This is a genomic window from Kitasatospora sp. NPDC048365 (assembly GCF_043200835.1).
Classification (GTDB): Bacteria; Actinomycetota; Actinomycetes; order Streptomycetales; family Streptomycetaceae; genus Kitasatospora; species Kitasatospora terrestris.
In genome coordinates this window covers 1-22,516 of the sequence record NZ_JBICYJ010000046.1, presented here as the reverse complement: position 1 = coordinate 22,516, position 22,516 = coordinate 1, and the positions used below count along the sequence as shown (strand labels likewise).

21 protein-coding genes and 1 tRNA gene are annotated in these 22,516 nt (G+C 74.2%); 10 read left to right on the top strand and 12 right to left on the bottom strand.

Annotation, left to right across the window (positions count from 1 at the left end):
* The first annotated feature begins 32 nt into the window (after positions 1-32).
* Positions 33-1,070, top strand: coding sequence for a M4 family metallopeptidase (locus ACGFX4_RS33640; protein WP_393082677.1), 1,038 nt, complete (start codon positions 33-35; stop codon positions 1,068-1,070).
* A gap of 49 nt (positions 1,071-1,119) precedes the next feature.
* Here ACGFX4_RS33640 and ACGFX4_RS33635 read toward each other — a convergent pair whose 3' ends face one another.
* Entirely contained in the window at positions 1,120-2,697 is a 1,578-nt protein-coding gene (locus ACGFX4_RS33635; protein ID WP_393082674.1) for an ATP-binding cassette domain-containing protein, read from the bottom strand.
* Between the two features lie 93 nt (positions 2,698-2,790).
* Here ACGFX4_RS33635 and ACGFX4_RS33630 point away from each other — a divergent pair, with 93 nt between their 5' ends.
* Positions 2,791-4,098, top strand: coding sequence for a VWA domain-containing protein (locus ACGFX4_RS33630; RefSeq protein WP_393082797.1), 1,308 nt, complete (start codon positions 2,791-2,793; stop codon positions 4,096-4,098).
* Between the two features lie 2 nt (positions 4,099-4,100).
* A complete protein-coding gene (locus ACGFX4_RS33625; protein ID WP_393082671.1) occupies positions 4,101-5,045 on the top strand; it encodes a peptidase in 945 nt (314 codons plus the stop codon).
* A 60-nt stretch (positions 5,046-5,105) separates the two neighbouring features.
* Here the strand turns inward: ACGFX4_RS33625 and ACGFX4_RS33620 are convergent, their stop codons facing one another.
* Positions 5,106-7,298 (bottom strand): germacradienol/geosmin synthase, encoded by a 2,193-nt coding sequence (locus ACGFX4_RS33620; RefSeq protein ID WP_393082668.1) that lies wholly within the window; start codon positions 7,296-7,298, stop codon positions 5,106-5,108.
* Here ACGFX4_RS33620 and ACGFX4_RS33615 point away from each other — a divergent pair.
* Positions 7,269-7,790, top strand: coding sequence for a hypothetical protein (locus ACGFX4_RS33615; RefSeq protein WP_393082665.1), 522 nt, complete (start codon positions 7,269-7,271; stop codon positions 7,788-7,790). The two genes, ACGFX4_RS33620 and ACGFX4_RS33615, sit on opposite strands and share 30 nt — an antisense overlap.
* Positions 7,791-7,854: 64 nt before the next feature.
* Here the strand turns inward: ACGFX4_RS33615 and ACGFX4_RS33610 are convergent.
* The 8 genes from ACGFX4_RS33610 to ACGFX4_RS33575 form a co-directional block, all read right to left on the bottom strand.
* Positions 7,855-7,928, bottom strand: a tRNA-Ala gene (locus ACGFX4_RS33610).
* Positions 7,929-8,031: 103 nt separating this feature from the next.
* The gene (gene glpR, locus ACGFX4_RS33605; protein WP_393082662.1) at positions 8,032-9,210 is read right to left on the bottom strand and encodes a gephyrin-like molybdotransferase receptor GlpR; all 1,179 of its coding nucleotides are present in this window, start codon (positions 9,208-9,210) and stop codon (positions 8,032-8,034) included.
* Between the two features lie 150 nt (positions 9,211-9,360).
* On the bottom strand, positions 9,361-9,987 hold the full coding sequence (locus ACGFX4_RS33600) for a GNAT family N-acetyltransferase (RefSeq protein ID WP_393082794.1): 627 nt from the start codon (positions 9,985-9,987) through the stop codon (positions 9,361-9,363).
* Complete coding sequence (locus ACGFX4_RS33595; RefSeq protein ID WP_393082659.1) at positions 9,984-10,496, bottom strand: molybdenum cofactor biosynthesis protein B; 513 nt, start codon at positions 10,494-10,496, stop codon at positions 9,984-9,986. The genes ACGFX4_RS33600 and ACGFX4_RS33595 overlap by 4 nt, the downstream gene beginning before the upstream one ends.
* Positions 10,496-10,927, bottom strand: coding sequence for a cyclic pyranopterin monophosphate synthase MoaC (gene moaC / locus ACGFX4_RS33590; protein ID WP_393082792.1), 432 nt, complete (start codon positions 10,925-10,927; stop codon positions 10,496-10,498). The genes ACGFX4_RS33595 and moaC overlap by 1 nt, the downstream gene beginning before the upstream one ends.
* A 117-nt stretch (positions 10,928-11,044) precedes the next feature.
* Positions 11,045-12,364, bottom strand: coding sequence for a gephyrin-like molybdotransferase Glp (gene glp, locus ACGFX4_RS33585; protein ID WP_393082656.1), 1,320 nt, complete (start codon positions 12,362-12,364; stop codon positions 11,045-11,047).
* A 24-nt stretch (positions 12,365-12,388) separates the two neighbouring features.
* A complete protein-coding gene (gene galU, locus ACGFX4_RS33580) occupies positions 12,389-13,309 on the bottom strand; it encodes a UTP--glucose-1-phosphate uridylyltransferase GalU (protein WP_393082653.1) in 921 nt (306 codons plus the stop codon).
* A 9-nt stretch (positions 13,310-13,318) separates the two neighbouring features.
* On the bottom strand, positions 13,319-14,134 hold the full coding sequence (locus ACGFX4_RS33575; RefSeq protein WP_393082650.1) for a GGDEF domain-containing protein: 816 nt from the start codon (positions 14,132-14,134) through the stop codon (positions 13,319-13,321).
* A gap of 62 nt (positions 14,135-14,196) precedes the next feature.
* On the opposite strand from ACGFX4_RS33575, the gene ACGFX4_RS33570 reads away from it, so the two are divergent.
* Complete coding sequence (locus tag ACGFX4_RS33570) at positions 14,197-14,796, top strand: 5-formyltetrahydrofolate cyclo-ligase (protein WP_393082647.1); 600 nt, start codon at positions 14,197-14,199, stop codon at positions 14,794-14,796.
* On the opposite strand, the gene ACGFX4_RS33565 is transcribed toward ACGFX4_RS33570, so the two are convergent.
* The gene (locus tag ACGFX4_RS33565) at positions 14,793-17,519 is read right to left on the bottom strand and encodes a penicillin acylase family protein (protein WP_393082645.1); all 2,727 of its coding nucleotides are present in this window, start codon (positions 17,517-17,519) and stop codon (positions 14,793-14,795) included. The genes ACGFX4_RS33570 and ACGFX4_RS33565 overlap by 4 nt on opposite strands.
* A gap of 182 nt (positions 17,520-17,701) precedes the next feature.
* On the opposite strand from ACGFX4_RS33565, the gene ACGFX4_RS33560 reads away from it, so the two are divergent.
* From ACGFX4_RS33560 to mscL, 5 genes are all read left to right on the top strand, one after another.
* Entirely contained in the window at positions 17,702-19,186 is a 1,485-nt protein-coding gene (locus ACGFX4_RS33560) for a potassium/proton antiporter (protein ID WP_393082642.1), read from the top strand.
* Between the two features lie 248 nt (positions 19,187-19,434).
* Positions 19,435-20,730 carry an MFS transporter gene (locus ACGFX4_RS33555; protein WP_393082639.1) on the top strand — a complete coding sequence of 432 codons (1,296 nt, stop codon included), beginning with the start codon at positions 19,435-19,437 and terminating at the stop codon, positions 20,728-20,730.
* 119 nt (positions 20,731-20,849) lie between these two features.
* On the top strand, positions 20,850-21,134 hold the full coding sequence (locus ACGFX4_RS33550) for an FmdB family zinc ribbon protein (RefSeq protein WP_393082636.1): 285 nt from the start codon (positions 20,850-20,852) through the stop codon (positions 21,132-21,134).
* Positions 21,135-21,356: 222 nt separating this feature from the next.
* Positions 21,357-21,623, top strand: coding sequence for a hypothetical protein (locus ACGFX4_RS33545; protein ID WP_393082633.1), 267 nt, complete (start codon positions 21,357-21,359; stop codon positions 21,621-21,623).
* A gap of 30 nt (positions 21,624-21,653) precedes the next feature.
* Positions 21,654-22,070 (top strand): large conductance mechanosensitive channel protein MscL, encoded by a 417-nt coding sequence (gene mscL, locus ACGFX4_RS33540; protein ID WP_393082630.1) that lies wholly within the window; start codon positions 21,654-21,656, stop codon positions 22,068-22,070.
* A 51-nt stretch (positions 22,071-22,121) separates the two neighbouring features.
* On the opposite strand, the gene ACGFX4_RS33535 is transcribed toward mscL, so the two are convergent.
* Positions 22,122-22,352, bottom strand: coding sequence for a hypothetical protein (locus tag ACGFX4_RS33535; protein WP_393082627.1), 231 nt, complete (start codon positions 22,350-22,352; stop codon positions 22,122-22,124).
* Between the last annotated feature and the right edge of the window lie 164 nt (positions 22,353-22,516).

The following is a 22,516-nucleotide window of genomic DNA, read 5'->3' as shown; positions in this document are numbered from 1 at the left end:
CGGCGGTGCCCCTCGACCCCCCAGGAGGAGTCTTGCCCAGGCTCGCCCTCGCCGCCGCCGCCGCGCTCACCGCGCTGGCCGGCCTCGCCACCCCGGCGCTCGCCAAGCCCGCCCCCGGCGGACCCGTGACGCCGGTCGGCAGCGTCTTCATGGTCAACCCGGTGCAGTCCACCGGAAACGAGTCCCTCACCGACACCAAGGACGCCGCGACCGACGTCCCCGCCTCCGCCTACGCCGCGGTCGCCCTGCGCGGCCTCGACGGCAGCGGCCACCTGACCGGCCGGTGGGCCGCCGTCCGTTCCGAGACCGGCGCTCCCGCGTACTCGGCCACCGGCGACTACCGGTACACCCGCGACGACGACCGCTTCGAGCAGGTGATGGCCTACTTCTGGGTCAACGAGGCCCAGGAGTACCTGCAGTCGCTCGGCTTCGGCAGCGAGCTGCCCGGTGCCAACAACCGGGTGCAGAACGTCCGGCTCAACCAGTGGGGCTCCGACAACTCCTTCTTCACCGACAAGAAGGACGAGATCCGCTTCGGCAAGGGCGGGGTCGACGACGCCGAGGACGCCGAGGTGATCGTCCACGAGTACGGCCACGCCGTGCACGAGGCCCAGGTGCCCGGGTTCGGCAGCTCGCCCGAGGCCGGCGCGATCGGCGAGGCCTTCGGCGACTACCTCGCCGTCGAGGTCTCCAATGCCGCCGACGCGCGGTACGGTTGGCCGCGTCTGACCCCCGACGCCTGTGTGGCCGACTGGGACTCCACCGGCTACACCGCCGGCCCGGTCCACTGCCTGCGCCGCCTCGACACCGGCAAGACCTACGCCGACGTGGTCGGCGAGGTCCACGCCGACGGCGAGATCTGGTCCCAGGCCCTGTACGACATCCGCAAGGCGCTCGGTGCCCGCACCGCCGACCGGATCATCGTCAACGCCCAGTTCTCCTTCGCCCCGGACACCACCTTCAGCGCCGCGGCGCTGAAGACCGTGGCGACGGCCCGGCAGATGTACGGCGACGGCGCGGCCGAAACGGTCCGCCACGCCTTCACGGACCGCCGGATCCCGGGCCTGTAGGGGCCCGGAACCCCAGGGGTCTGTGCACGCCCCCCTGCCTGCGCAGGCCCTACTCCTGGCGGCGGCCGACGAGCAGTGCGGCCGCCGCCAGGGCAGCACCCGCGACCAGCAGCGCCTCCGGCAGCGCCAGGACGGGCAGGTGCAGGCCCTCACGGCGCGAGGCGCCGATCAGCGCCCGCAGCACCAGGTTGGCCGGGGTGCCCGTGGTGACCAGCGCCAGCGTCGCCGCCGCCAGACCCAGCGGGATCCCGTACTGCGCGCCCAGCACCACCGGACGGTTGAACAGCGTGCCGACCGCCGCGCCCGTCAGCACGCAGACCGCGGTGACCAGCAGGCCCGCCGGCGCCGTCCACGCCTTGTCCGACCGCGCGTCCCCGGACATCAGCAGCACCGCCGCCAGCCCCAGCGCCCCGAGCGCCGAGGAGACCAGCAGCGCCGCCAGCAGCGCCCCCAGGTGCGTCCGCACCGGGCCCGCCGCCGCCACCACGCAGGACCGCGCCGCCGCCGGCTCCGCCGTCACCGTGCAGCGCACCAGCCAGGCCGCCACCGGCACCAGCACCGCCCCCGAGAACGCCAGCGCCCCGAACGCCTCCTCCCCCGCGGACATCCCGACGACCAGCAGCAGCACGTACGCGAGGACCGGCGGCAGCCAGCGCTGCGACCGGAGCAGCAGTTCGACGTAGTAGGCGACCAGGGCGCCGAGCGGGGCGCGCGACCCCGCCGCGGCGACGCCCGCCGGTGAGGCCGGCCCCGGGTCGAAGGACGCGGCCCCTGGGGCTTCCGCCGCCGACCACACCGGCCCCGGGCCGCCGTCCGACTCCCCCACCGCGCGGATGTGCGCGGGCGGATCGATCGTCAGGAGCCGTCGCAGCAGCGCGTCCGAGTGGCGGGCGTCCACCTCCAGCAGCGTCGCGCCGTCCGCCAGCGGCTTGCGGGCCGGGGCCCCCGGCAGCCACTCGGGCACCGGGCCCTCGGCCTCGATCCGGACCAGCGGCCCGGCGGGCCCCTGCTCGGCGAGCTCGGCGGCCCGCAGCGCGCCGTCGACGACCGCGTACGCCGCGGTGGTCATCCCCGCGAGCCGGTTGGGGTCGTGGTCGACGAACAGCACCTGCCCGCCGCCGGCCGCCCGTTCGGCGACCGCGGTGTCGAGTTCGGCGCGGGCCACCCGGTCGAGGCCGGTCCAGGCCTCGTCGAGGAGCAGCACGTCCGCCTCGGCGAGCAGCGCCTGCGCGACGGCGACCTTCTGGCAGGTGCCCTTGGAGAGGTGGGCGATCGGCGTCCCGCTCCGCCCGGCGATGCCGAAGCGCTCCAGCCAGTAGCCGGCCCGCCGGTCGGCCTCGTCCTTGCGCAGCCCGTGGATCCGGCCCAGGTGCCGCAGGTAGCCGTGCGCGTGGAAGGGCAGCGCGGGCGGGAACCGCTCGGGCACGTACGCCCGCCGTCCGTCCACCACCACGTCACCGGTGTCGGCCCGCTCGATCCCGGCGACCAGCCTCAGCAGGGTCGACTTGCCACTGCCGTTCGGGCCCTCGATCCGGACCAGTTCACCCGCCCCGACGGCGAGTTCCGCGTCGCGCAGGATCCAGGGCGTGCCCCGGCCGTACCGCTTCCCCACCGCACCGAGCCGCATCCGTCCCCCTCGTCCCGTCCGGCCCCAGTGTGCCCCGGTGGCGGTAGGCCCGGAGTAAGGCGGTGGACTGATGCTCCATAGGATGCGGCCGTGATCACGACGAAACGACGATGGCCGGTCCGACCGGCGAGCCTGCTGGGAGCTCTGGCGATCACCGCCGGTGCCGTCCTCGCGGGCCTGCCGGCCCACGCCGACGAACCCGGCGCCCCGGCGGCAGCCGCCGAACCCCCCAAGGTCGACCTGGTCCTGGACGTCAGCGGCTCGATGCGGGCCACCGACATCCAGGGCAAGAGCCGCCTGGCGGTCGCCCAGCAGTCCCTGAACGAGGTGATCGACGCCCTGCCGGCGGAGACCGAGTTCGGCATCCGGACGCTGGGCGCGACCTACGCGGGCGACAACAAGACCGAGGGCTGCAAGGACACCAAGCAGCTGTACCCGGTGGGGAAGACCAACAAGGTCGAGGCGAAGACCGCCGTCGCCACCCTGCGGCCCAGCGGCTGGACGCCGATCGGCCTGGCCCTGCGCGGCGCCGCCCAGGACCTGGGCACCGGCCCGACCACCCGCCGGATCGTGCTGATCACCGACGGCGAGGACTCCTGCGCCCCGCCGGACCCGTGCGACGTGGCCCGCGAACTCGCCGCCCAGGGCATCCACCTGGTCGTCGACACGCTCGGCCTGGCGCACGACGACAAGACCCGCCAGCAGCTGCTGTGCATCGCCAACGCGACCGGCGGCACCTACACCGACGTCCGCACCCAGGAGCAGCTGACCCAGAAGGTCAAGCAGCTGGTCGGCCGGGCCGGCGAGACCCACACGGTGACGCCCGCCAAGACGACCGGCACCGACAAGTGCGAGACCGCCCCGCTGCTCGGCCCCGGCGTCTGGACCGACCGGGAGAAGTTCTCCGAGCACCGGGTCTACCGGGTGCCGGTGAAGCCCGGTCAGGAGCTGCGCGCCTCCGTCTCGGTCACCCCGGACCGGGCCGTCGCCCGGGACTACGGCGTGCTGCTGCAGGCCACCGACACGCACGGGCAGGAGCTGGTCCGCGGCACCGACGCGGGCAGCGGCCGCACCGACGTCGCCTCCACCGGTGTCCGCTGGTCCGCGGCGGACGACGACGGGGCCTCCGCCTCGCCGACCGGCACCGCGGCCGCCGGCACGACGGTCTGCCTGATCGTCTCCAACTCCTTCGCCGGCCAGGCCGGCGTCCAGGCCGACCCCGGTCTGCCGCTGGAGCTGACCGTGGACGTGGTCGCCGCCTCGCCCGCGCCGGACGGCCCGGCGATGGGCCTGGGCCGCGGCTGGATCCTGCTGCTGGTCCTCACCCTGGCCGGCCTGCTCACCGGCCTGCTCTTCGGCTGGGTGGCACGCTGGCGGATCGCCGTCTGGCGGGAGAACTGACGATGCGTACTTCTATCCGCGCCGCCCTGCCCGCCCTGGTGCTGGGTCTGACCGCGCTCACCGCCCCGGCCGCCGTCGCGGCCTCGCCCTCGCCGTCCCCCTCGGCCTCCGCCTCCGGCGGCTCCGCCGCCAAGGCGCCGCTGAACTCGGCCGGGACCAGCTTCCTGACCGCGACCACGCTGGCGCCCGGTCAGGACGCATCCGTCGCCGCCTCCACCGGTGACTACCTCTACTGGGCGTTCGCCGCCTCGGAGGGGCAGACCGACACCGTCCGGGTGGACGTGGAGCTCCCGCCGTCCGCCGACCGGCACGGCGCGCAGACCTGGACGGTGGAGCTGTTCGACGGCCTGCGCCGCCGGCAGTCCTGCACCGCCGGGCCGCAGAACGCCACCGCCGAGCAGAGCGCCGCCACGGTGACGGTCGCCTGCACCCTGCGGCAGATCCGCTCCTGGGCCGAACCGTGGTCCGGCGACCCGCTGCCGGGCACCTACTACGTCCGGCTCTCGGTGGGCGACGTGCCGCAGTCCGACCTCGGCCTCGCCGCGCAGGTGAAGCTGCACGTCGGCGCCAAGGGCGGCGCGGACGACGCGCAGCCCGAGGGCGGCTCGCTGAAGGCGCCGCTGGTCCCGCCGGTCAACCCCGGCTCCACCGCCGCCGCCTCCGCCCCCGCCACCGGCGCGTCCGCCGCCCCGTCGGCCGGCGCCTCGCACGCGGCGGCCCCGGCCGAGCCCGAGTCCCACTGGTACTCGGACCTGTTCTCCGGCTGGAACACCCGCTGGTGGTGGACGATCGCCGGCGGCGCCCTCGCCGCACTGGCCGGTGTCGCGGGCTACCGCCTCACCCGCCACCCGCGCGGCGGGCGGCCGACCGGCGCGCCGATCCCCCGCCAGGCCGCCCCGGCCCCCCAGCCGCCGGCCCCGGCGCCGTACGACCCGTACCGCAACTGACGGCCGACCCTTGACCGGCCCGGGAGCATCCCTGCTCCCGGGCCGGTGCCGTACCCGGGCTCAGCGCGCGGCGGCGGCCAGGTCCGCGAGGAGGCGGGCGGCGGAGGTGCCGAGGCCGGACGGGGCGCCGACGGCCGGGCGGGGCGGGGCCCCGGCGGAAGTGCGGTGGCCCTCCAGCTCGGCGTCCGGGTAGCGGAGGGTCTGCCGGTGCCAGGTCAGGACGGCGGCCATCCAGTCCTGCAGCTCGCCCAGGTAGTCGTCGAGGGCCTGCCGGGCCTCGGCGCCGAGCATGAAGTCGTCCTTGAGCAGCGGAAGCTCACCGCTGATCAGGTGCTCGAACTGGCGCATCCGGGAGTCGATCAGGTCGGTGACGATGTGCAGGGCCTGCGGCTGCTCGCAGCCGAAGAAGTTCTCCACCACCCGCACCAGATTGTGGAACTCGCCCTCGAACTCGACCTCCTTGCGGTACGAGAACACGTCGTTGACCAGCCCGCCGTGATCGGCAGCGGCGTGCTCCAGCGCCTCCACGGTGCCGCTGGCCAGGACCGCGTCCGGCAGGGCGTCGCCGTGGCCGAGCCGGGCCAGACCCATGGTGAGGTCGGCGCCGAAGGTCGCACGGCGCATCTCGATGTAGTCGACCGGGTCGGGAATGCGGTTCTGCGCCTGGTTGGCGAGCTCCCACAGCCAGCTGTCCAGCATCACCTCCACGGCCCGCCGGAACGTCCGCCGCCCGGCCGGGCCCAGCGGCCCGGCGGTGCGCTCCCAGAGGTCGGCGAGGCCGCGCTCCAGCGCGTTCAGCGGAGCGGTGGCCGCCGGGCCGTCCACCGGCATCAGCGCGCGCAGCCGCTCATTGGCCAGCCGGGCCCCGACCAGGTCGCGGCCGCGCCCGAACACCGCCGGATAGTAGTCGTCGGCGTAGGTGCCCCAGCTGAGCCAGGCGGAGCTCAGGTCGAGCTCCTCGGCGGTGGCGTCGGGGTCGATGCCCGCCGCGCAGAGCGCGAAGTCGAAGCCGGTCAGCTTCGGCTCGTCCCACAGGTCGGAGGCCGGCACGCCGGGCTGCGGCTCCAGCAGCCCGATCCGGGCCGACCACTCGACGACGCCGCGGCGGGCCGCGTCCAGGTGCGGGTTGAGCCTGACCGGGTACGGCATGTGCAGCTCGGGCGGCCGCCCGGTCGGCCCGACCTCCCGGTACGGGACGTGGGCGACGCCGCGCAGCCCGGGGAGGCCCGCCGCGAGACGGATGCCCGCCGCCGAGGTGCCGAGGCCGGTCGGGGCGAGCGCGGGCGTCCCGGCGCCGCCGCCGTTCATGTAGCGGCTGGAGCGCAGGTGCCACTCGTGCCCGCCGGACTGCCAGTCCTGCAGGCCCTTCACATAGCCGGCGACCCGCCCGCACTCCTCGGTGCTCAGGCCGAACTCCAGCATCAGCGGCGGCACTTCGGTCAGCGCGGTGTTCTCGAACTGCTGCAGCCGGGAGGTCAGCAGGTCGTTCACCGAGTCCGCCGCCTGCTGGGTCGAGCAGCCGAGGAAGGTCTCCAGGACCAGCACCCCGTTGCTCAACTCGCCCTCGTCGCCGATCTCCCGCTCGTACGAGAACAGGTCGTTGCGCAGGTGCACCGCGTCCGAGAAGGCGTCGCGCAGCACCCGCAGCGGCCGCGAGTGCGCCACCGACGCCGGGACCTCGGCCTGCGCCGCGAACTCCACCAGGCCCGCCGACCAGGGTGCGCCGCCGACCTTGCGGCGCATCTCGATGTACTCGACCGGGTTGGCGATCCGGCCCTCGTCGATGTTGGACAGCTCCCACAGCGACTCGTTCAGCAGGTGGCGGGTCGACTCGGCGAACCGGGCCCGCCAGTCGGCCGACATGTGCGGGACCGTCCGCCGCCAGAGGTCCGCCAGGCCCGCCTCGACCGGGTTGGTCGGCTCCGGGAAGCCGGCCGCGAGGTCCATCGGCATGAACGCCGGCAGCCGGTCCAGGTACGCCTTGCCGCCCTCGCGGTCCAGCGTCCGCTTGAACATCTCCAGGAAGTGGTCGTCGAAGAAGAACACCCAGGTGTACCAGTCGGTCACCAGGGACAGCGCCTCGGCGTCGCAGTCGGGGTGGGTGTAGGAGCAGAGCAGCGCGTAGTCGTGCGAGTCGAGGTCGTGCTCCTCCCAGACGCCCGAGCCCTCCAGCATCCCCAACCCCCGCGCCCACGCCTTGGTGTGCACCCGCGCCTGCTCGTAGTGCGGATTGATCCGCGCCGGGTACGGCACGTAGAAATCCGGAAGTTCGAACGGCTGCGCCACTGGTACCGCCCCATCGTCGAGTCCACCACGTCCCTGCCGCCCCGAGCCTGCACCGTCCGCCCTCCCCCAACACGCCTTCCACACGGGGAAACCACCCCATCGAGCGACACCCGGGGCGCCCGGGCCCCGCCCCGCCGACCGTGCGTCGCCACGCCGGGCGCCGAGCAGGTCGAACGGACCGCCGCCCTCAAGCCGCTGCTCGCCGACCTCGACGCCGGCCGGCTCACCTCGCTCACCACCGCCCACAGCCCGTACCCGTGGTGGCTGCGCGGACCCGGCATCGCGCTGTTCTCGATCGGCTTCGCCCCGCCGATGCAGGCCACCTGGTACGAGGTACGGACGACCGCCGTGCGGGCCGCCGTGAGCGCGGCACTCGCGATCGCCGCCGCCCCGGTGCTCGGCGCCGTCGCCACCGCGCCCGCCCGCCGGCGACTGACGGAATGCGCCGGACCGGCCTGACGGACGGTCGGGAAAAGCAGAAATCCCGCCCGGTCCAGTGGACCGAGCGGGATTTCCCGTTGGGTGGAGCTGAGGGGATTCGAACCCCTGACCCCCTCGATGCGAACGAGGTGCGCTACCGGACTGCGCCACAGCCCCAACGAGAAGAAACTCTATCACCTCCGCGGACCCGCTCGTGACCACCGCCGGACGCGGGTCGCCCCGCCGTCGGGCCGGTGGCCTGGGGCGGGGCGAGGGGCGGTCATTCGTTGGCGGCGCGGGGGCGGGGCGCGTAGTCCTCGGCGGCCGGCGGCGGGGCCGGGTCGGCGTACTGGTCGAAGAGCTGGGTGCCCGGCGCGGCGGCCTGGCGGCCGGAGTCCCAGGTGCCCGGGGCGCCGAGGTCGAGGTTGCGGGTGACCCGCGGGGCGACCGGGGCGGTCACGTAGGTGGGCAGCGGGACCGGGACGGGCTCCCAGGAGTCGGGGCCGGCGGCTCCGCGCTCGCGCATGCCGTCGACCCACTCCTCGTGCTCGGTGGCGTCCGCGACGGCCGAGGCCGGGTGCTCGGGCTCGGTGGCGAGCCGCAGGTGCGGCCGGGCCGGCTCGGCGGGCCCGGCGGGCTCGGGGTCGGCCGGCGCGGCCGGAGCCGCGGCGGTCCGGGCGGCCCGGGCGGTCGCGGGCTCGGCGTCCTGCCGCTCCCGGGCGCGGGCGCGGAACCGCTCGGCGGCCTGCGCGGCGCGGACCCGGTCGAGCTTGACCTCGTACCGCTGGCGTTCGAGCCGGCGCAGGTGGCCGATGTAGGCGGTGAGCAGGACGGCGGGCAGCGCGGGCACCCAGATGAAGGCGATCCCGGCCACCGCCGCGACGATCGCGCCGAGCGCGAAGGCGACGAACAGCAGGGTGACCATGCGGCGGCGCCGGGCGAGCAGCCGGGCGCGGCGCTCGGCGGACTGCCGGTGCTCGTCCTGCCGGGCGGCACGTTCGGCGCGTTCGGCCCGCTCCGCCCGTTCGGACCGCGGCTCGCGGGCGGCCGAGGCGGGCCGGTCGGCGCGGGCCGGCTCGGCGCCGGCCGCCTCGGCGCCGATCGCCTCGGTGACCGGCGGCGCGGGCACGGCCGCGGGCACGGCGTCCGGGCCCGTCGCAGCGGCGGTCGAGCCGGTCGGCGCGGGGGACGCCTCGGTCGCGCCCGGCTCCTCCGCCTCGGAGGGTTCGGACGCGTCCGCGGACGCGGGGTCGCTGTCGTCGTCGCGGTGCTGGTCGTCGAGGGCTCGGGCCGCGCGCCGCTCCATGGCCGACCGTCCGGCCAGCAGGCGGATCGCGGTGCTGAAGCGTTCCGTCGGACGGGACTCGTTGAGCTCGTCCTGCCTGCGGAGCCACATCGGCACCAGATAGGCAGCCCAGGCCCCTACGATGACCGCGTAGATAAGGCCGCTACTGCTCACCTTTCACACGGTACGGGCGCCGGGGAAGGGCTGGCAGCAATTTGGGGCGGCGTGTCGTTCGATCAAGCTGATTCTCCGACTATTTTGCCGGTATTTGTGGCGGCTCGCCCCGGGCGCGATGCCATATTGATATCTATTTCGAACATATATTCAATTTACCGGTCGGCGGCGGTTCCTGATGGCACGCCAGCGCGGCATCAGCCCCTCCGGGACCTCCTCGGCGGTCAGCGCGTACACCAGGTGGTCCCGCCAGTCGCCGTCGATGTGGAGGTAGCGGGGGCGCAGGCCCTCCTCGCGGAAGCCGAGCTTCTCGACCACGCGCCGGCTGGGCCGGTTCTCGGGGCGGATGCAGACCTCGATCCGGTGGAGTCCGAGGTCGAGGAAGCAGTGGTCGACGGCGAGGGCCACGGCGGTGGGCATGATGCCGAGTCCGGCGACGTCCTCGTCGATCCAGTAGCCGACGTTGGCGGAGCACATGGAGCCCCAGGTGATGCCGCCGACGGTGAGCTGGCCGACCAGGGTGCCGCGGTGCAGGACGACGAACGGGAGCATCCGGCCGGCGCCGGCCTCGCCGCGCAGGTAGCGGACCATCTGCCGGTAGGTGGGCCGCGGCATGGCGGACCGGCCGGCCGGGGCGGGCGGCACGGTGGCCTCCCAGCGCCGCAGCCAGTCGCGGTTGCGCCGGCTGACCTCCTGCCAGGAGCGCTGGTCGCGGGCCCGGATCGGGCGCAGCTCGACGTCGCCCTCGCGCAGATCGACCGGCCAGCCGGCGTTCAGCTCGTACTCCCCTCGTCCGCCCCGGCCCCGTCGGCCGGGCGCGGGTGGTCGCCGCCGCCGAGCTGGTCCACGGCGTGGGCGAGCAGCGGTTCGAGGACCGCCAGGCCGTCCTTGACGCCGCCGGTGGACCCGGGCAGGTTGACGATCAGGGTACGTCCGGCGAGGCCGGCGAGGCCGCGCGACAGGGCGGCGGTGGGCACCTTGTCGCGGCCGTACGCCCGGACGGCCTCGGCGATGCCGGGGATCTGCCGGTCGATGACCCGGGCGGTCATCTCGGGGGTGAGGTCCATCGGGGAGATGCCGGTGCCGCCGGTGGTGAGGACGACGTCGTACCCGGCGGCGACGGCCTCGCGCAGCGCCGCCTCGACGGGGGCGCCGTCCGGGACGACCCGGGGGCCGTCGACGGTGAAGCCCATCCCGCGCAGGCCGGCGACCAGCAGCGGGCCGCCCTTGTCCTGGTAGACGCCGGCGGAGGCCCGGTTGGAGACGGTGACGGCGAGCGCGCGCATCACGCCTCCCGCTGCCAGTCGCCGCTCTTGCCGCCGGTCTTGGTGAGCACCCGGACGTCCTCGATGCTCGCGGCCTTGTCGACGGCCTTGACCATGTCGACGACGGTGAGGCCGGCGACGGCCACGGCGGTGAGCGCCTCCATCTCGACGCCGGTGCGGTCGGCGGTCTTCACGGTGGCGGTGATCTCGACGGCCTCGTCGGTGACCGCGAGGTCGACCTTGACGCCGGAGATGGCGATCGGGTGGCAGAGCGGGATCAGGTCGGGGGTCTTCTTGGCGCCCATGATCCCGGCGATCCGGGCGACCGCGAGGGCGTCGCCCTTGGGGACGCCCTCGCCGCGCAGCAGTTCGACGACGCGCGCCGAGACCCGGACCCGCCCGGCGGCGACCGCGGTGCGCACGGTGGTGGCCTTCTCGGAGACGTCGACCATGCGGGCGGCGCCGGTGTCGTCGACGTGGGTGAGGCGGTCGCCGGGGGGTGTGTCGGTCACGGGGTGGCTCCATGCAGCGCGGGTCGAATACCGCGCTACCGTACAGCCCCGACCCGGTCAGTCCGTGAGAAGGACCACATCGAGGACGGTGCCCGCGTCGAGCGAGGTGGTCTCCTCGGGGACGGTGATCAGGCAGTTGGCCCGGGCGAGCGCGCCGACCAGGTGGGAGCCCTCGCCGCCGACCGGGGCGACCGTGCCGTCGGCGTCGTACCAGCCGCGCAGGAACTGGCGGCGCCCGGCGGGCGAGCGCAGCGCGGCGGTGCAGGTGGCCCGGACCACCGGGCGGTGCACGTCGGGGGCGCCGAGCATGGTGCGGATCACCGGGCGGACGAAGAGCTCGAAGGAGATGTACGCGCTGACCGGGTTGCCGGGCAGGGCGAGCAGCGGCACGCCGTCGGCGCCGCCGAGCCGACCGAAGCCCTGCGGCTTGCCGGGCTGCATCCGCAGCCGCCGGAAGTCGACGCCGCCGTAGGACTCGAAGACCTCCTTGACCACGTCGTACGCGCCGACGCTGACGCCGCCGCTGGTGACGATCAGGTCGGCGCGGCCGAGCTGGTCCTCCAGCACGGCGCGCAGGGTGGCCGCGTCGTCGGGGACGCCGCCGACCCGGTAGGCGATGGCGCCGGCGTCGCGGGCGGCGGCGGTGAGGGTGAAGGAGTTGGAGTCGGAGATCTGGCCGGGGCCGATCGGGTCGCCGGGCCGGACCAGTTCGCTGCCGGTGGAGAGCACGACCACGCGCGGGCGGGGCCGGACCCGGACGGTGCCGCGGCCGATCGCGGCGAGCAGGCCGAGCTGGGTGGGGCCGAGCACGGTGCCGGCCTCCAGCACCTCGTCGCCCTTGGTGATGTCGCTGCCGCGGCGGCGGACGTGGGCACCCTCGGAGACCGGTCGCAGCACCCGCACCTCGTCGCCGGTGCCGGTGCCGGAGGCGGCGCCCATCGAGTCGGCGGCCCGGCCGGTGCCGGTGCCGCCGTCGGTCCACTCGACCGGGGCGACGGCCTCGGCGCCGGGGGGCAGCGGGGCCCCGGTCATGATCCGGGCGGCCTGCCCGGGGCCGACCTTGGGGAGTTCGCCGGCGCCGGCGGCGATGTCGCCGACCACCGCGAGCACCGAGGGGTACTCCTCGGTGGCGCGGGCGGTGTCGGCGGTGCGGACCGCATAGCCGTCCATCGAGCTGTTGTCGAAGGGCGGCAGGTCGACGCCGGCGGTCACGTCCTCGGCGAGCCGGCAGCCCTGGGCGTCGAGCAGCTGGAGCTCGATCGCGGGCAGCGGGCCGACCGCGGAGAGGACGTCGGCGAGGTGCTCGTCGACGGTCCAGTAGCGGGGCGATGCCGGGGCCGGGGTGCCCTCGCAGCAGCTGTCGGTGGTCCCGGTCATCGCCTCACTCGCCTTCGTCGTGGGTCAGCCCTGCATCTCGCCGGCGACGAACTGGGTGAGCCAGCTCCGGAACTCCGGGCCCAGGTCCTCACGCTCGCACGCCAGTCGGACGATAGCGCGAAGGTAGTCGGCGCGGTCGCCCGTGTCGTAGCGGCGCCCCTTGAAGAGCACACCGTGGACGGGGCCGCCGGCGTCCTGGTCGCGGGTGGCGAGCTCGCGCAGCGCGTCGGTCAGCTGGATCTCGCCGCCGCGGCCGGGCGCGGTCTCGCGCAGCACGTCGAAGACGGCCGGGTCGAGCACGTACCGGCCGATGACGGCGTAGTTGGACGGCGCGTCGGCGGTGTCCGGCTTCTCGACCAGGTCGGTGATCCGGAAGACGTCCTCGCCGAGGCCGTTGGGCTTGACCGCGGCGCAGCCGTAGAGGTGGATCTGCGCGGGGTCGACCTCCATCAGCGCGACGACCGAGCCGCCGAGCTCCTGCTGGACCTCGATCATGCGGGAGAGCAGCGGGTCGCGCGGGTCGATCAGGTCGTCGCCGAGCAGGACCGCGAAGGGCTGGCCGGCGACGTGCTGCTCGGCGACCGAGACGGCGTGGCCGAGGCCCTTGGGGTCGCCCTGGCGGACGTAGTGCATGTTGGCCAGCTGGACGGACTCCTGCACCCGGCGGAGGCGGTCGTGGTCACCCTTGCGGGTGAGCAGCTCCTCCAGCTCGTACGCCCGGTCGAAGTGGTCCTCCAGGGCCCGCTTGTTGCGGCCGGTGACCATCAGTATGTCGGAGAGCCCGGCGGCGGCGGCCTCCTCGACGACGTACTGGATGGCCGGCTTGTCGACGACCGGCAGCATCTCCTTGGGGGTCGCCTTGGTCGCCGGGAGGAAGCGGGTCCCGAGGCCGGCGGCCGGGACGACGGCCTTGGTGACAGGGGTGCGGGCGTTCGTCTTCGTCATGCGTTGACCTTACTGAGGCATGGTTTCCGCCTGGCTGAGAGCGGAGTGAAGCGGCTGTGAGAGACCGCCTGACACCCTACCGGGCTTCTGCGGCGGATTTTCCGCGCGGTTGAGGGCTCCCCGCCAGCAGTCTCCGCCTTCCGCGCGGGCGGCGGCGAGGGCCCGGTCGGCGGCGCGCAGCAGCGGGGCGGCGTGCGAGCCGTCGCGGGGCAGCACGGCGACGCCGATGGCGGCGGTGAGGCCGCTGCGGGCGCCGGGGTCGGGCTCGGCGGGGGTGGCCGGCGTCCAGTCGAGCAGTCGGTGGCGCCGGACCGTCCAGCACAGCCGTTCGGCGACCTGGACGGCGCCCTCGACCCCGGTGTCGGGCAGCAGCACCAGGAACTCCTCGCCGCCGTACCGGCCGAGGGTGTCGGAGCGGCGGATCTCCAGGCCGAGCCGCTGGGCGAGGTCGCGCAGCACGGCGCCGGCCCGGGTGCGGCCGTGCTCGGCGACCACCGCGTCGAAGCCGGTGATCTGCAGCATCAGCACCGCGAGCGGGCGGGGTTCGGCGGCGGCCGCCTCGGCGCGGCGGGACCGCTCGATCTCGCGGTCCAGGGTGATCTGCAGGTGGCGGTAGTTCCAGACGCCGGTGAGCGGGTCGCAGGAGGCGGTGCGCCGGAGCTCGTCGCGCTCCTGCTCCAGCTCGCAGATCCGTTCCTGCAGCCCGGCCTCCCGGGTGCGCGCGGCCGCCGCGGTGCGGCGCAGCCGCAGCCCGTACCAGCCCGCGGCGGCCAGCGCGGGCGCGCTGAGCCCGGCGAACGCCTGGACCAGGAGCGGGGTGGACATAGCGCGGCCTCCGCGTGTCAGGCTCGTGTCAGCACCATCGACGGCGAGCAGGGGAGTTTCCGGTGACTGCCAATCCATTGCCCAACGACAAGGCGGCCCTGAGGTCACGGCTGCTGGAGCGGCGGCGGGCGCTGAGCGCGGAGGAGCGGGCGGCCGCGGCGACCGCGCTGGCCGGGCACGCGGCGGGCCTGGCCGCGCCGGGCACGGTGGTGGCGGCGTACGTGTCGGTGGGCGGCGAGCCGGGCACCCGGCCGCTGCTGGACGAGCTGCGCGGGCGCGGGGTGCGGGTGCTGCTGCCGGTGCTGCTGCCCGACAACGACCTGGACTGGGCCGAGTACGCGGGCGCCGGGGGGCTGGCCCCGGCCGCCCGCGGGCTGCTGGAGCCGACCGGGCCGCGGCTGGGCCCGGAGGCGGTGTGCGGGGCCGCCGCGGTGCTGCTGCCGGGCCTGGCGGTGGACGGCCGGGGCATCCGGCTCGGCCGCGGCGGCGGCTCCTACGACCGGGTGCTGGCCCGCCTCGCCCGGGCCGGCGCCCGCCCGCTGCTGGCCACCCTGCTGTACGAGCACGAACTGGTCGACCGGGTGCCCGCCGAGGACCACGACCTCCCGGTGGACGCCGTGGTCACCCCGACGGGCCTGCGCCGCCTGCCCTCCGCCGGCTAACCGGCGGTCAGCGAGAGGACGTGCTGGGCGGACTTGGAGACCGCGTCCGCCGAGTACGCCCAGGGCAGCAGCTCGCCCCGGGCCCAGAGCTCGGTCTGGTCGTTGTAGTTGGGGTGGAACGCGTGGCCGGAGGCACCGCCGACGTTGATCCAGCGCGAGGCGTCGAAGTTGCTGAGGTCCACGACCATCCGCATCGACGGGATCCAGTCCACCTCGTACCCGGCGGCGGCGTTCCAGCCGGCCGCGTCGACCGCCGCGGTGCCGCCGGCCAGCTGGTACGGGCCGCGGTTGAGCAGCCTGTGCACCAGGCCGGAGGCGACCGACGACTCGTCGGTGCCGAGGGTGGGCTCCTTGAGGGTCAGCGTGTGCAGCCGGCCCCAGGTCCAGGTGGAGATGTCCTTGCCGAGCTTGGCGGTGAGCTCCTGGCGGGCGTCCTTCATCGCCTCGGCGAGCAGCTTGTCCATGCCCTTCTGCGGCAGGTGGTTGGAGTCGATGTACTCCCACCAGCTGCTGTCCGGCTGGGTGAGCTGCTGGCGGACGACCTCCATCCAGCGGTCGCCGCCGTCCGGCTGGGCCTGCGAGGGCTTGCGGGTGCCGCACTCGGTGACCGCCTGGGCGGCGCCGCCGACGGCGTCGTCGGGCAGCGTCGAGTCGCGCTTCTGACGGACCAGCAGGCAGTCGCCCTCGGCCCGCAGGTCGGCCGGGAACTTCTGGCCGTAGGCCAGGGTGAGCAGGTTGCGCCAGACCCCGTTGTAGTACGCGGCGGCCGCCGAGTCGGCGTCCTGCCGGTAGTTCCAGTCCTTCAGCAGGTCCTGGGCCTCGCGCACGTACGGGTCGTCGATCTGCACCTTGAGCAGCAGCGGGACCAGGGTCTTGGCCATCACGCTGGTGTCGTCCAGCTGGATCGCCTGCATGTCGTCCGGCGAGATCTTGCCGCCGTTCTTCAGCTTGTCCTGGATCTGGTCGCCGATCTCCTTGGCCCGGGTGCCGTACTCCCAGTCGGTGGTGAGCAGGAACGGGTAGCTCGCGTCGGCCACGGCCTGGTTGGCGGTGACGATGTAGCCGGAGGCGGGGTTGTAGCTGTACGGCAGCGACTTGAAGTCGATCGTGCCGGTCCACTTCCAGCTGGAGTCCCAGCCCGGCGCGGGCCAGCGGCCGTCGCCCTTGGCCCGGACCGGGATCACGCCGGGCGCCTGGTAGCCGATGTTGTTCTTGGTGTCGGCGTAGATCAGGTTCTGCGCGGGGACGGCGAAGTCCTTCGCGGCGGCCCGGAACTCGTCGAAGTCGCTCGCCCGGTTCAGCTTGAAGACGGCCTCCATGGTGGAGCCCGGGGTGAGCGCGGTCCACTGCAGGGCCACGCCGTAGCCGGCCGCCCGGTCCGGGGCGGCGTTGCCGGCCGGCGCGTACGTGCCGACCTTCTGCTGCTCCTCGCTCTGGTCGGAGATCAGCGGCAGGCCCTCGCGGGTGGAGCGGACGGTGATGGTGCGGTCCTCGCCGCCGGCGACCTTGATGGTCTCCTTGCGGGTGGTGAACGGCACGTCCTTGCCGTCCACCTGGTAGGTGTCCGGGCCGGTGACCTTCTCCAGGTACAGGTCGGTGACGTCGGCGCCGAGGTTGGTGAAGCCCCAGGCGATGTCCTTGTTGTGGCCGATCACCACGCCCGGCATGCCGGAGAAGGTGTAGCCCGCGGTGTCGAAGGTGCAGGCCTTGTTCAGCGCCCGGCAGTGCAGGCCCATCTGGTACCAGATGGACGGCATGCCGGGGCCCAGGTGCGGGTCGTTGGCCAGCAGCGGCAGGCCGGTGGTGGTGTTGGTGCCGCGCACCACCCAGGAGTTGGAACCGATGCCCTGGCCCTGCGGGCCGAGCAGCTGCGGCACCGCGGCGATCCGGTCGGCGAGGCCCTTGAGCACGCCCTGGGTCGCGGCGGCGGCCTGGACGGTGGGCGGGGTGGCGGCCGCGGCGCCGTCGGCCGGCTTGTAGGTGCCGTCGGTGCCGACCTTGCCGGTCTTCACGATGGTGCCGTTGCGGTCGTACGGGTACGCCGGGTAGAGCTGCTCGATCTTCTCCTTGGAGAAGTCCTGGGTGAGCAGCGAGCGGTCGATCTCCTCCTGGAGGTTGCCGGAGAGGTTCCAGGCCATCGCCTTGAGCCAGGCGACCGAGTCGACCGGGTCCCACTTCTCCGGCTGGTAGCCGCTGTTCACCACGCCGAGCAGGGCGTACTCCAGCGAGGCGCCGGCCCCGCCGGGGTGCTCGGCGAGCCAGGCGTTGACGCCCTCGCTGTAGGCCTGCAGGTTCTTCTTGGTGGACTCGGAGAGCAGCGTCGGGGAGTCCCACTCCTGCTGCGCGACCCGGCGCCAGCCCATGGTGCGCAGGAAGGAGTCGGTCTCCACCTGGCCGGAGCCGAACATCTCGGAGAGCCGGCCGGCGGTGATGTGCCGGCGGACGTCCATCTCCCAGAACCGGTCCTGGGCCTGGACGTAGCCCTGGGCCCGGAACAGGTCGGCGTCGCTGTCGGCGTACAGCTGCGGGATGCCGTTGGCGTCGCGCTTCACGTCCACCGGGGCGGCCATGCCGGGTACCCGAACGGTCCCCTCGACGTCGGGGAAGGAGGAGCGCACCGTGTCGACGGCCCACCAGCTGCCGCCGGCCGCGCCGGCCACCAGCAGGACGGCCAGCACGATCACGATCAGACGAGCGCGCCGGAACTTCTTCGAGCGGGGCATCCGAATCCTTGTGGCGAGGGTGACTGCGGCCGTGACAGTGCACCACATTAGGACGACGGGCCTGCACGAGGGGCACGGGGGAACCCCCTAGTTCAAAGATCAGGTAAAATGTTAGACTGGGTAACGTTTCATCCCTCCGCCCCACCGCCGCCGCCGTCCCTCCCCTGCCGAGGTGCCCCTGCGTGACCGTTGACCACCTGAACCAGTTCCTGCTCGAGGTTTCCGTGATCCTCCTGGTCGCGGTGGTCGCGGTGCGCATCTCCACCCGCTCGGGGCTCCCCTCGCTGCTGATCTACCTCGGCATCGGCGTCGCCCTCGGCCAGAACGGCCTCGGCGTCACCTTCAACAACGCCGAGCTGACCCAGGTGCTCGGCTACGCGGCCCTGGTGGTGATCCTCGCCGAGGGCGGTCTGAAGACCAGCTGGCAGGCGATAAAGCCGGTCATGCCGGCCGCCACCGCGCTCGCCACCCTCGGCGTCGCGGTCTCCGTCTTCGTCACCGCCGCCGGCGCGCACTGGCTGGTCGGCCTGGACTGGCGCACCTCGCTGCTGCTCGGCGCGATCGTCTCCTCCACCGACGCCGCCGCGGTCTTCTCGGTGCTGCGGATGGTGCCGCTGCCCAAGCGGCTGACCGGCCTGCTGGAGGCCGAGTCGGGCTTCAACGACGCCCCCGTGGTCATCCTGGTGGTCGCCTTCGCCACCGTCGGCGAGGCCGACGCCTGGTACGTCCTGGTCGGCACGATCATCGCCGAGCTGGCCGTCGGCGCGGTGGTCGGCTACGCGGTCGGCCGGATCGGCGCGTACGGCGTGCGCCGGGTCGCCCTGCCCTCCTCCGGCCTGTACCCGATCGCGGTGCTGGCGCTGATCGTGCTCGCCTACGCGGGCGGCGCGCTGCTGCACGCCTCCGGCTTCCTCGCCGCGTACGTGGCCTCGGTGGTGCTCGGCAACGCCAAGCTGCCGCACGGCCCGGCGGTCCGCGGCTTCGCCGACGGCCTGGCCTGGATCGGCCAGATCGGCATGTTCGTGATGCTCGGCCTGCTCTGCACCCCCGCCACCATGGGCAGCGCCGTGGTGCCCGCGCTGGTGGTCGGCGCGGTGCTGGTCTTCCTCGCCCGGCCCGCCTCGGTGCTGCTCACCATGACCCCGTTCCGAATGCCCTGGCGCGAGCAGGCCCTGCTCAGCTGGGCCGGGCTGCGCGGCGCGGTGCCCATCGTGCTGGCCACCATCCCGGTGGTCTACGGGGCCGAGTCGGCCCAGCAGGTCTTCAACGTGGTCTTCATCCTGGTCGTGGTCTTCACCCTGCTCCAGGGCCCCACCCTGCCGCTGGTCGCCCGCTGGCTGCGGATCGGCGAGGGCGACCTGGGTCAGGACCTCGGCATCGAGTCGGCGCCGCTGGAGAAGCTGCACGGCCAGCTGCTCTCGGTCGCGCTCGCCCCCGGCTCCCGGATGGCCGGCGTCGAGGTCGGCGAGCTGCGGCTGCCCAAGGGCGCCGCCGTCACCCTGGTGGTGCGCGAGGGCTCCAGCTTCGTCCCGGACAAGACCACCGTGCTGCGGCCCGCCGACGAACTGCTCGTGGTCACCACCGACGAGGTCGCCGAGGCCGCCGAGAAGCGGCTGCGCGCGGTCGACCGCGGCGGCAAGCTGGCCGGGTGGCTGAACGGTCGGTGACGATGTTCACCTTGCATTGGCAGGACGTTTCGGGCAGCAGCCGGTATAATGAAGGTATACATCTGACGATTGCATCCGTACCACCTGCCTGATGCAGAGTCGGCGCGACCGCTCGGCGGCCCGGCCCGGTGACCTTCCCGGCCGAGGTATCTACCCCGGTCGACGCGCGAGAGGACGACTCTCGGCGCGCGTCCGGGCCCCACCCTCGGCCCCCGGTCCGCGCTACCAGGCGGCAGAGAGGACCGACCGTGGCGGCCCGCCGAACGGTCGACAACCCCACCCGCAACCGCGCCGGCTACGGCACGCTGCTGCGCACCCCCGGCGCCCGGACCTTCCTGGTCCCCGCCTTCGCCGCCCGCCTGCCCTACGCCATGCTGAGCCTCGGCATCGTGCTGTTGGTGCTGGACACCCACGGCTCCTACGGCCTGGCCGGCGCCGTCGCGGCGGCGTCCGCCGTCGCCCAGGCGCTGGTCGGCCCGCAGACCGGCCGGCTCGCCGACCGCTACGGGCAGTCCGCCGTGCTGGTCCCCGGCGTCCTGGTGCACGCCGTGTCGGTCGGTGCGCTGATCGCCCTGGCCCTCGGCCACGCCCCGACCTGGACGCTCTTCCTGGCCGCCGTCCCGGCCGGCGCCTCGGTGCCGCAGATCGGCGCCATGGTCCGCGCCCGCTGGGTGGCCAAGCTGGCCGACGACCCGGCCAGGCTCAACACCGCCTTCGCCTTCGAGTCGGTCACCGACGAGTTCACCTTCGTGATCGGCCCGGTGCTCGCCACCGCGATCGCCACCGGAATCTCCCCCGCCACCGGCCTGGTCGCCGAGGCCGTGCTCACCGTGGCCGGCGGCCTGGCCTTCGCCGCCCAGCGCTCCACCGCGCCCGCGCTGAAGCTCCCCGCGGCCGGCACCCGGCGCGAGTCCGCGCTGGCCGCCCCCGGCGTGCGGCTGCTGGTCGGAGCCTTCCTCGGCGTCGGCACCGTCTTCGGCGCGATGCAGGTCTCGGTCACCGCCTTCGCCGAGTCGGCCGGCCGGGCCGGGACGAGCGGCATCGTGTACGGCGTCTTCGCCGGCGGCTCGATGCTGGCCGGCGTGCTCTACGGCATGATCGCCTGGCGGCACTCGGCCCGGCAGCGGATGCTCGGCTGCTACGCGCTGCTGGTGCTCGGCTGCTCCACCCTGTGGGCGATGCCCAATCTGGTCGCCCTCGCGATCGCCGGACTCTTCTGCGGCCTCGCCATCGCGCCCACCCTGATCACCGGCTACACCCTGGTCGAGACCCTGGTCGGCGACGGCGCCAAGACCGAGGCCTTCACCTGGCTGACCGGCGCGATCGGCCTCGGCCTGGCGGCCGGCTCGACCGCCGCCGGCCAGCTGATCGACCACGGCGGGCCCTCGGCCGGCTTCCTGGTCCCGGTGGTCGGCTCCGGGCTCGGCCTGGTGGCGCTCGTCACGATGCGCCGTCTGCTGGTGGCCCCGGGCAGCTCGGGCCGTACCGTTGCCAGGAGCGTCCCGCTCAGGCCGCAGCCGGTCGGCGCCGCCTCGCGCGGCTGACCGCGCGATCGGGCGATCACGCGGCCGACGCTGGACTGACGCGGCGGAATGCCGCATCATGGACCGTTGTTAGCACTCATCAGGTGAGAGTGCCAGGGGGAGTGCAGGAGGAAGAGCAAGTGCCCACGTACCAGTACCAGTGCACCGAGTGCGGCAACGGCCTCGAGGCGGTGCAGAAGTTCAGCGACGACGCGCTGACCACGTGCCCCGACTGCCAGGGGAAGCTCCGCAAGGTCTTCTCGGCCGTGGGCGTGGTCTTCAAGGGCTCGGGCTTCTACCGCACCGACAGCCGCTCCTCGTCGAGCAGCTCGGTGGGCGCCTCGTCCTCCTCGACCGCCTCCACCCCCTCGTCGACGCCCTCCTCCTCGTCGTCGTCGACGTCCTCCGCTCCCGCCGCGAGCTGAGCAAAGCCTTTCCGGAACCCGGTGGTGCCTGCTGGCACCACCGGGTTCCGCGTTTTCTCCCCCCGCTCGCACCGTTCTCACCCGGGTGGGGGACTCCGGTTGTCCACAAGGCCGGTTTTTCCACAGGAAATCGGCGGGCCCTGGGCCGGGTCGACACCCGGCCGCACTCTGGTTCCGCGCCCCCGGCCGGGGGCGCTCCGACCGGAGAAATGCGGTGCCGCCATGACCATGTACCTCGTTCCCCCGCTGCCCGCGACCGCCGTGCCACCGCGCCGCGACATCCCGCCGTTCCCGCCGATCCGGCGCGGCGGTGGCGGCCGCCACCGGCTGCAGCACGCGGTCCGGCGCAGGCCCGGGGTGCTGGTCACCGGGCTGATCGCGGCCCTCACCGCGCTGGCGGCCGGCCCGCTGCGACCCGGCCCACCGCCCGCGGCGCCGCCCGCCGGCTGCGCCGCCGCGTCAACCGGAAAGATCGGATTTCACCCGTAACCTCACCGGGCTGACGCCGTTCAGCGCAGCATGAAGGGCTTCAAGGAATTCCTGCTCCGCGGCAATGTCATCGACCTGGCCGTGGCGGTCGTGATCGGCGCCGCATTCACCAACATCGTCAACGCCTTCGTCAAGGGCATCATCGACCCCCTGGTCGGCGCCTTCGGCAGCAAGGACCTGGCCGCGTACAGCTCCTGCATCAAGGGGCCGTGCGTGGTGGACCCCTCGGGGAACGTCACCTCGGGCATCCGGATCCTCTGGGGATCGGTGCTCAGCGCCGCGCTGAGCTTCCTGATCACCGCCGCGGTCGTCTACTTCCTGCTGATCCTGCCGATGAACCACTTCATGGCCAAGCGCAAGACCGTCGAGGAGGAGGCGCTGGAGGCCGAGGCCAAGGAGGTCGAGCTGCTCACCCAGATCCGCGACGCCCTGACCAGCAGCCGCTGAGGCCCCGTCCCCGCACCCGTCAGGCCCCCCGCGTCACTCCCCGCTCCCCCGTCAGTCCCCGTGGTGCGGGGGCCGCTGGCTCAGGTACCAGTCCAGCCCGCGCTCCCGCCCACCGTTCCCGCCGCCGCCCGCCGGGCCGCCCCAGCCCTGGTCGGTGTCGTCACTGGTCTGCCGCTCCAGCGGATCCCCGAAGACCAGCCTGGCCTTCGCGGCCCCGGCCGCAGCGGCCGCCTCGTCCGTCCGGGCCTTCTCGTCGTCCCGGTCCCCGGTCCGCTCACTCATCGCCAGTCCTCACTCGTTCCCGACCCTCTCCCCCAGCGTAGGCCCGCACGCCGCGGGGGGGGGGGGGGGGGGGGGGGGGGGGGGGGGGGGGGGGGGGGGGGGGGGGGGGCGGGCCCGCCCCCGGGGGCGGGGCCGCGGGGCGCGCGGGGGGGGCCCGGCGCGGG

Coding starts and splice junctions, on each gene's coding strand:
- mscL (WP_393082630.1), top strand. CDS start 21,654: ATGAAGGGCTTCAAGGAATTCCTGCTCCGCGGCAATGTCATCGACCTG.
- ACGFX4_RS33625 (WP_393082671.1), top strand. CDS start 4,101: ATGCGTACTTCTATCCGCGCCGCCCTGCCCGCCCTGGTGCTGGGTCTG.
- moaC (WP_393082792.1), bottom strand. CDS start 10,927: ATGGTCGACGTCTCCGAGAAGGCCACCACCGTGCGCACCGCGGTCGCC.
- ACGFX4_RS33535 (WP_393082627.1), bottom strand. CDS start 22,352: ATGAGTGAGCGGACCGGGGACCGGGACGACGAGAAGGCCCGGACGGAC.
- ACGFX4_RS33545 (WP_393082633.1), top strand. CDS start 21,357: ATGACCATGTACCTCGTTCCCCCGCTGCCCGCGACCGCCGTGCCACCG.
- ACGFX4_RS33575 (WP_393082650.1), bottom strand. CDS start 14,134: ATGTCCACCCCGCTCCTGGTCCAGGCGTTCGCCGGGCTCAGCGCGCCC.
- ACGFX4_RS33635 (WP_393082674.1), bottom strand. CDS start 2,697: ATGCGGCTCGGTGCGGTGGGGAAGCGGTACGGCCGGGGCACGCCCTGG.
- ACGFX4_RS33565 (WP_393082645.1), bottom strand. CDS start 17,519: ATGCCCCGCTCGAAGAAGTTCCGGCGCGCTCGTCTGATCGTGATCGTG.
- galU (WP_393082653.1), bottom strand. CDS start 13,309: ATGACGAAGACGAACGCCCGCACCCCTGTCACCAAGGCCGTCGTCCCG.
- ACGFX4_RS33595 (WP_393082659.1), bottom strand. CDS start 10,496: ATGCGCGCGCTCGCCGTCACCGTCTCCAACCGGGCCTCCGCCGGCGTC.
- glp (WP_393082656.1), bottom strand. CDS start 12,364: ATGACCGGGACCACCGACAGCTGCTGCGAGGGCACCCCGGCCCCGGCA.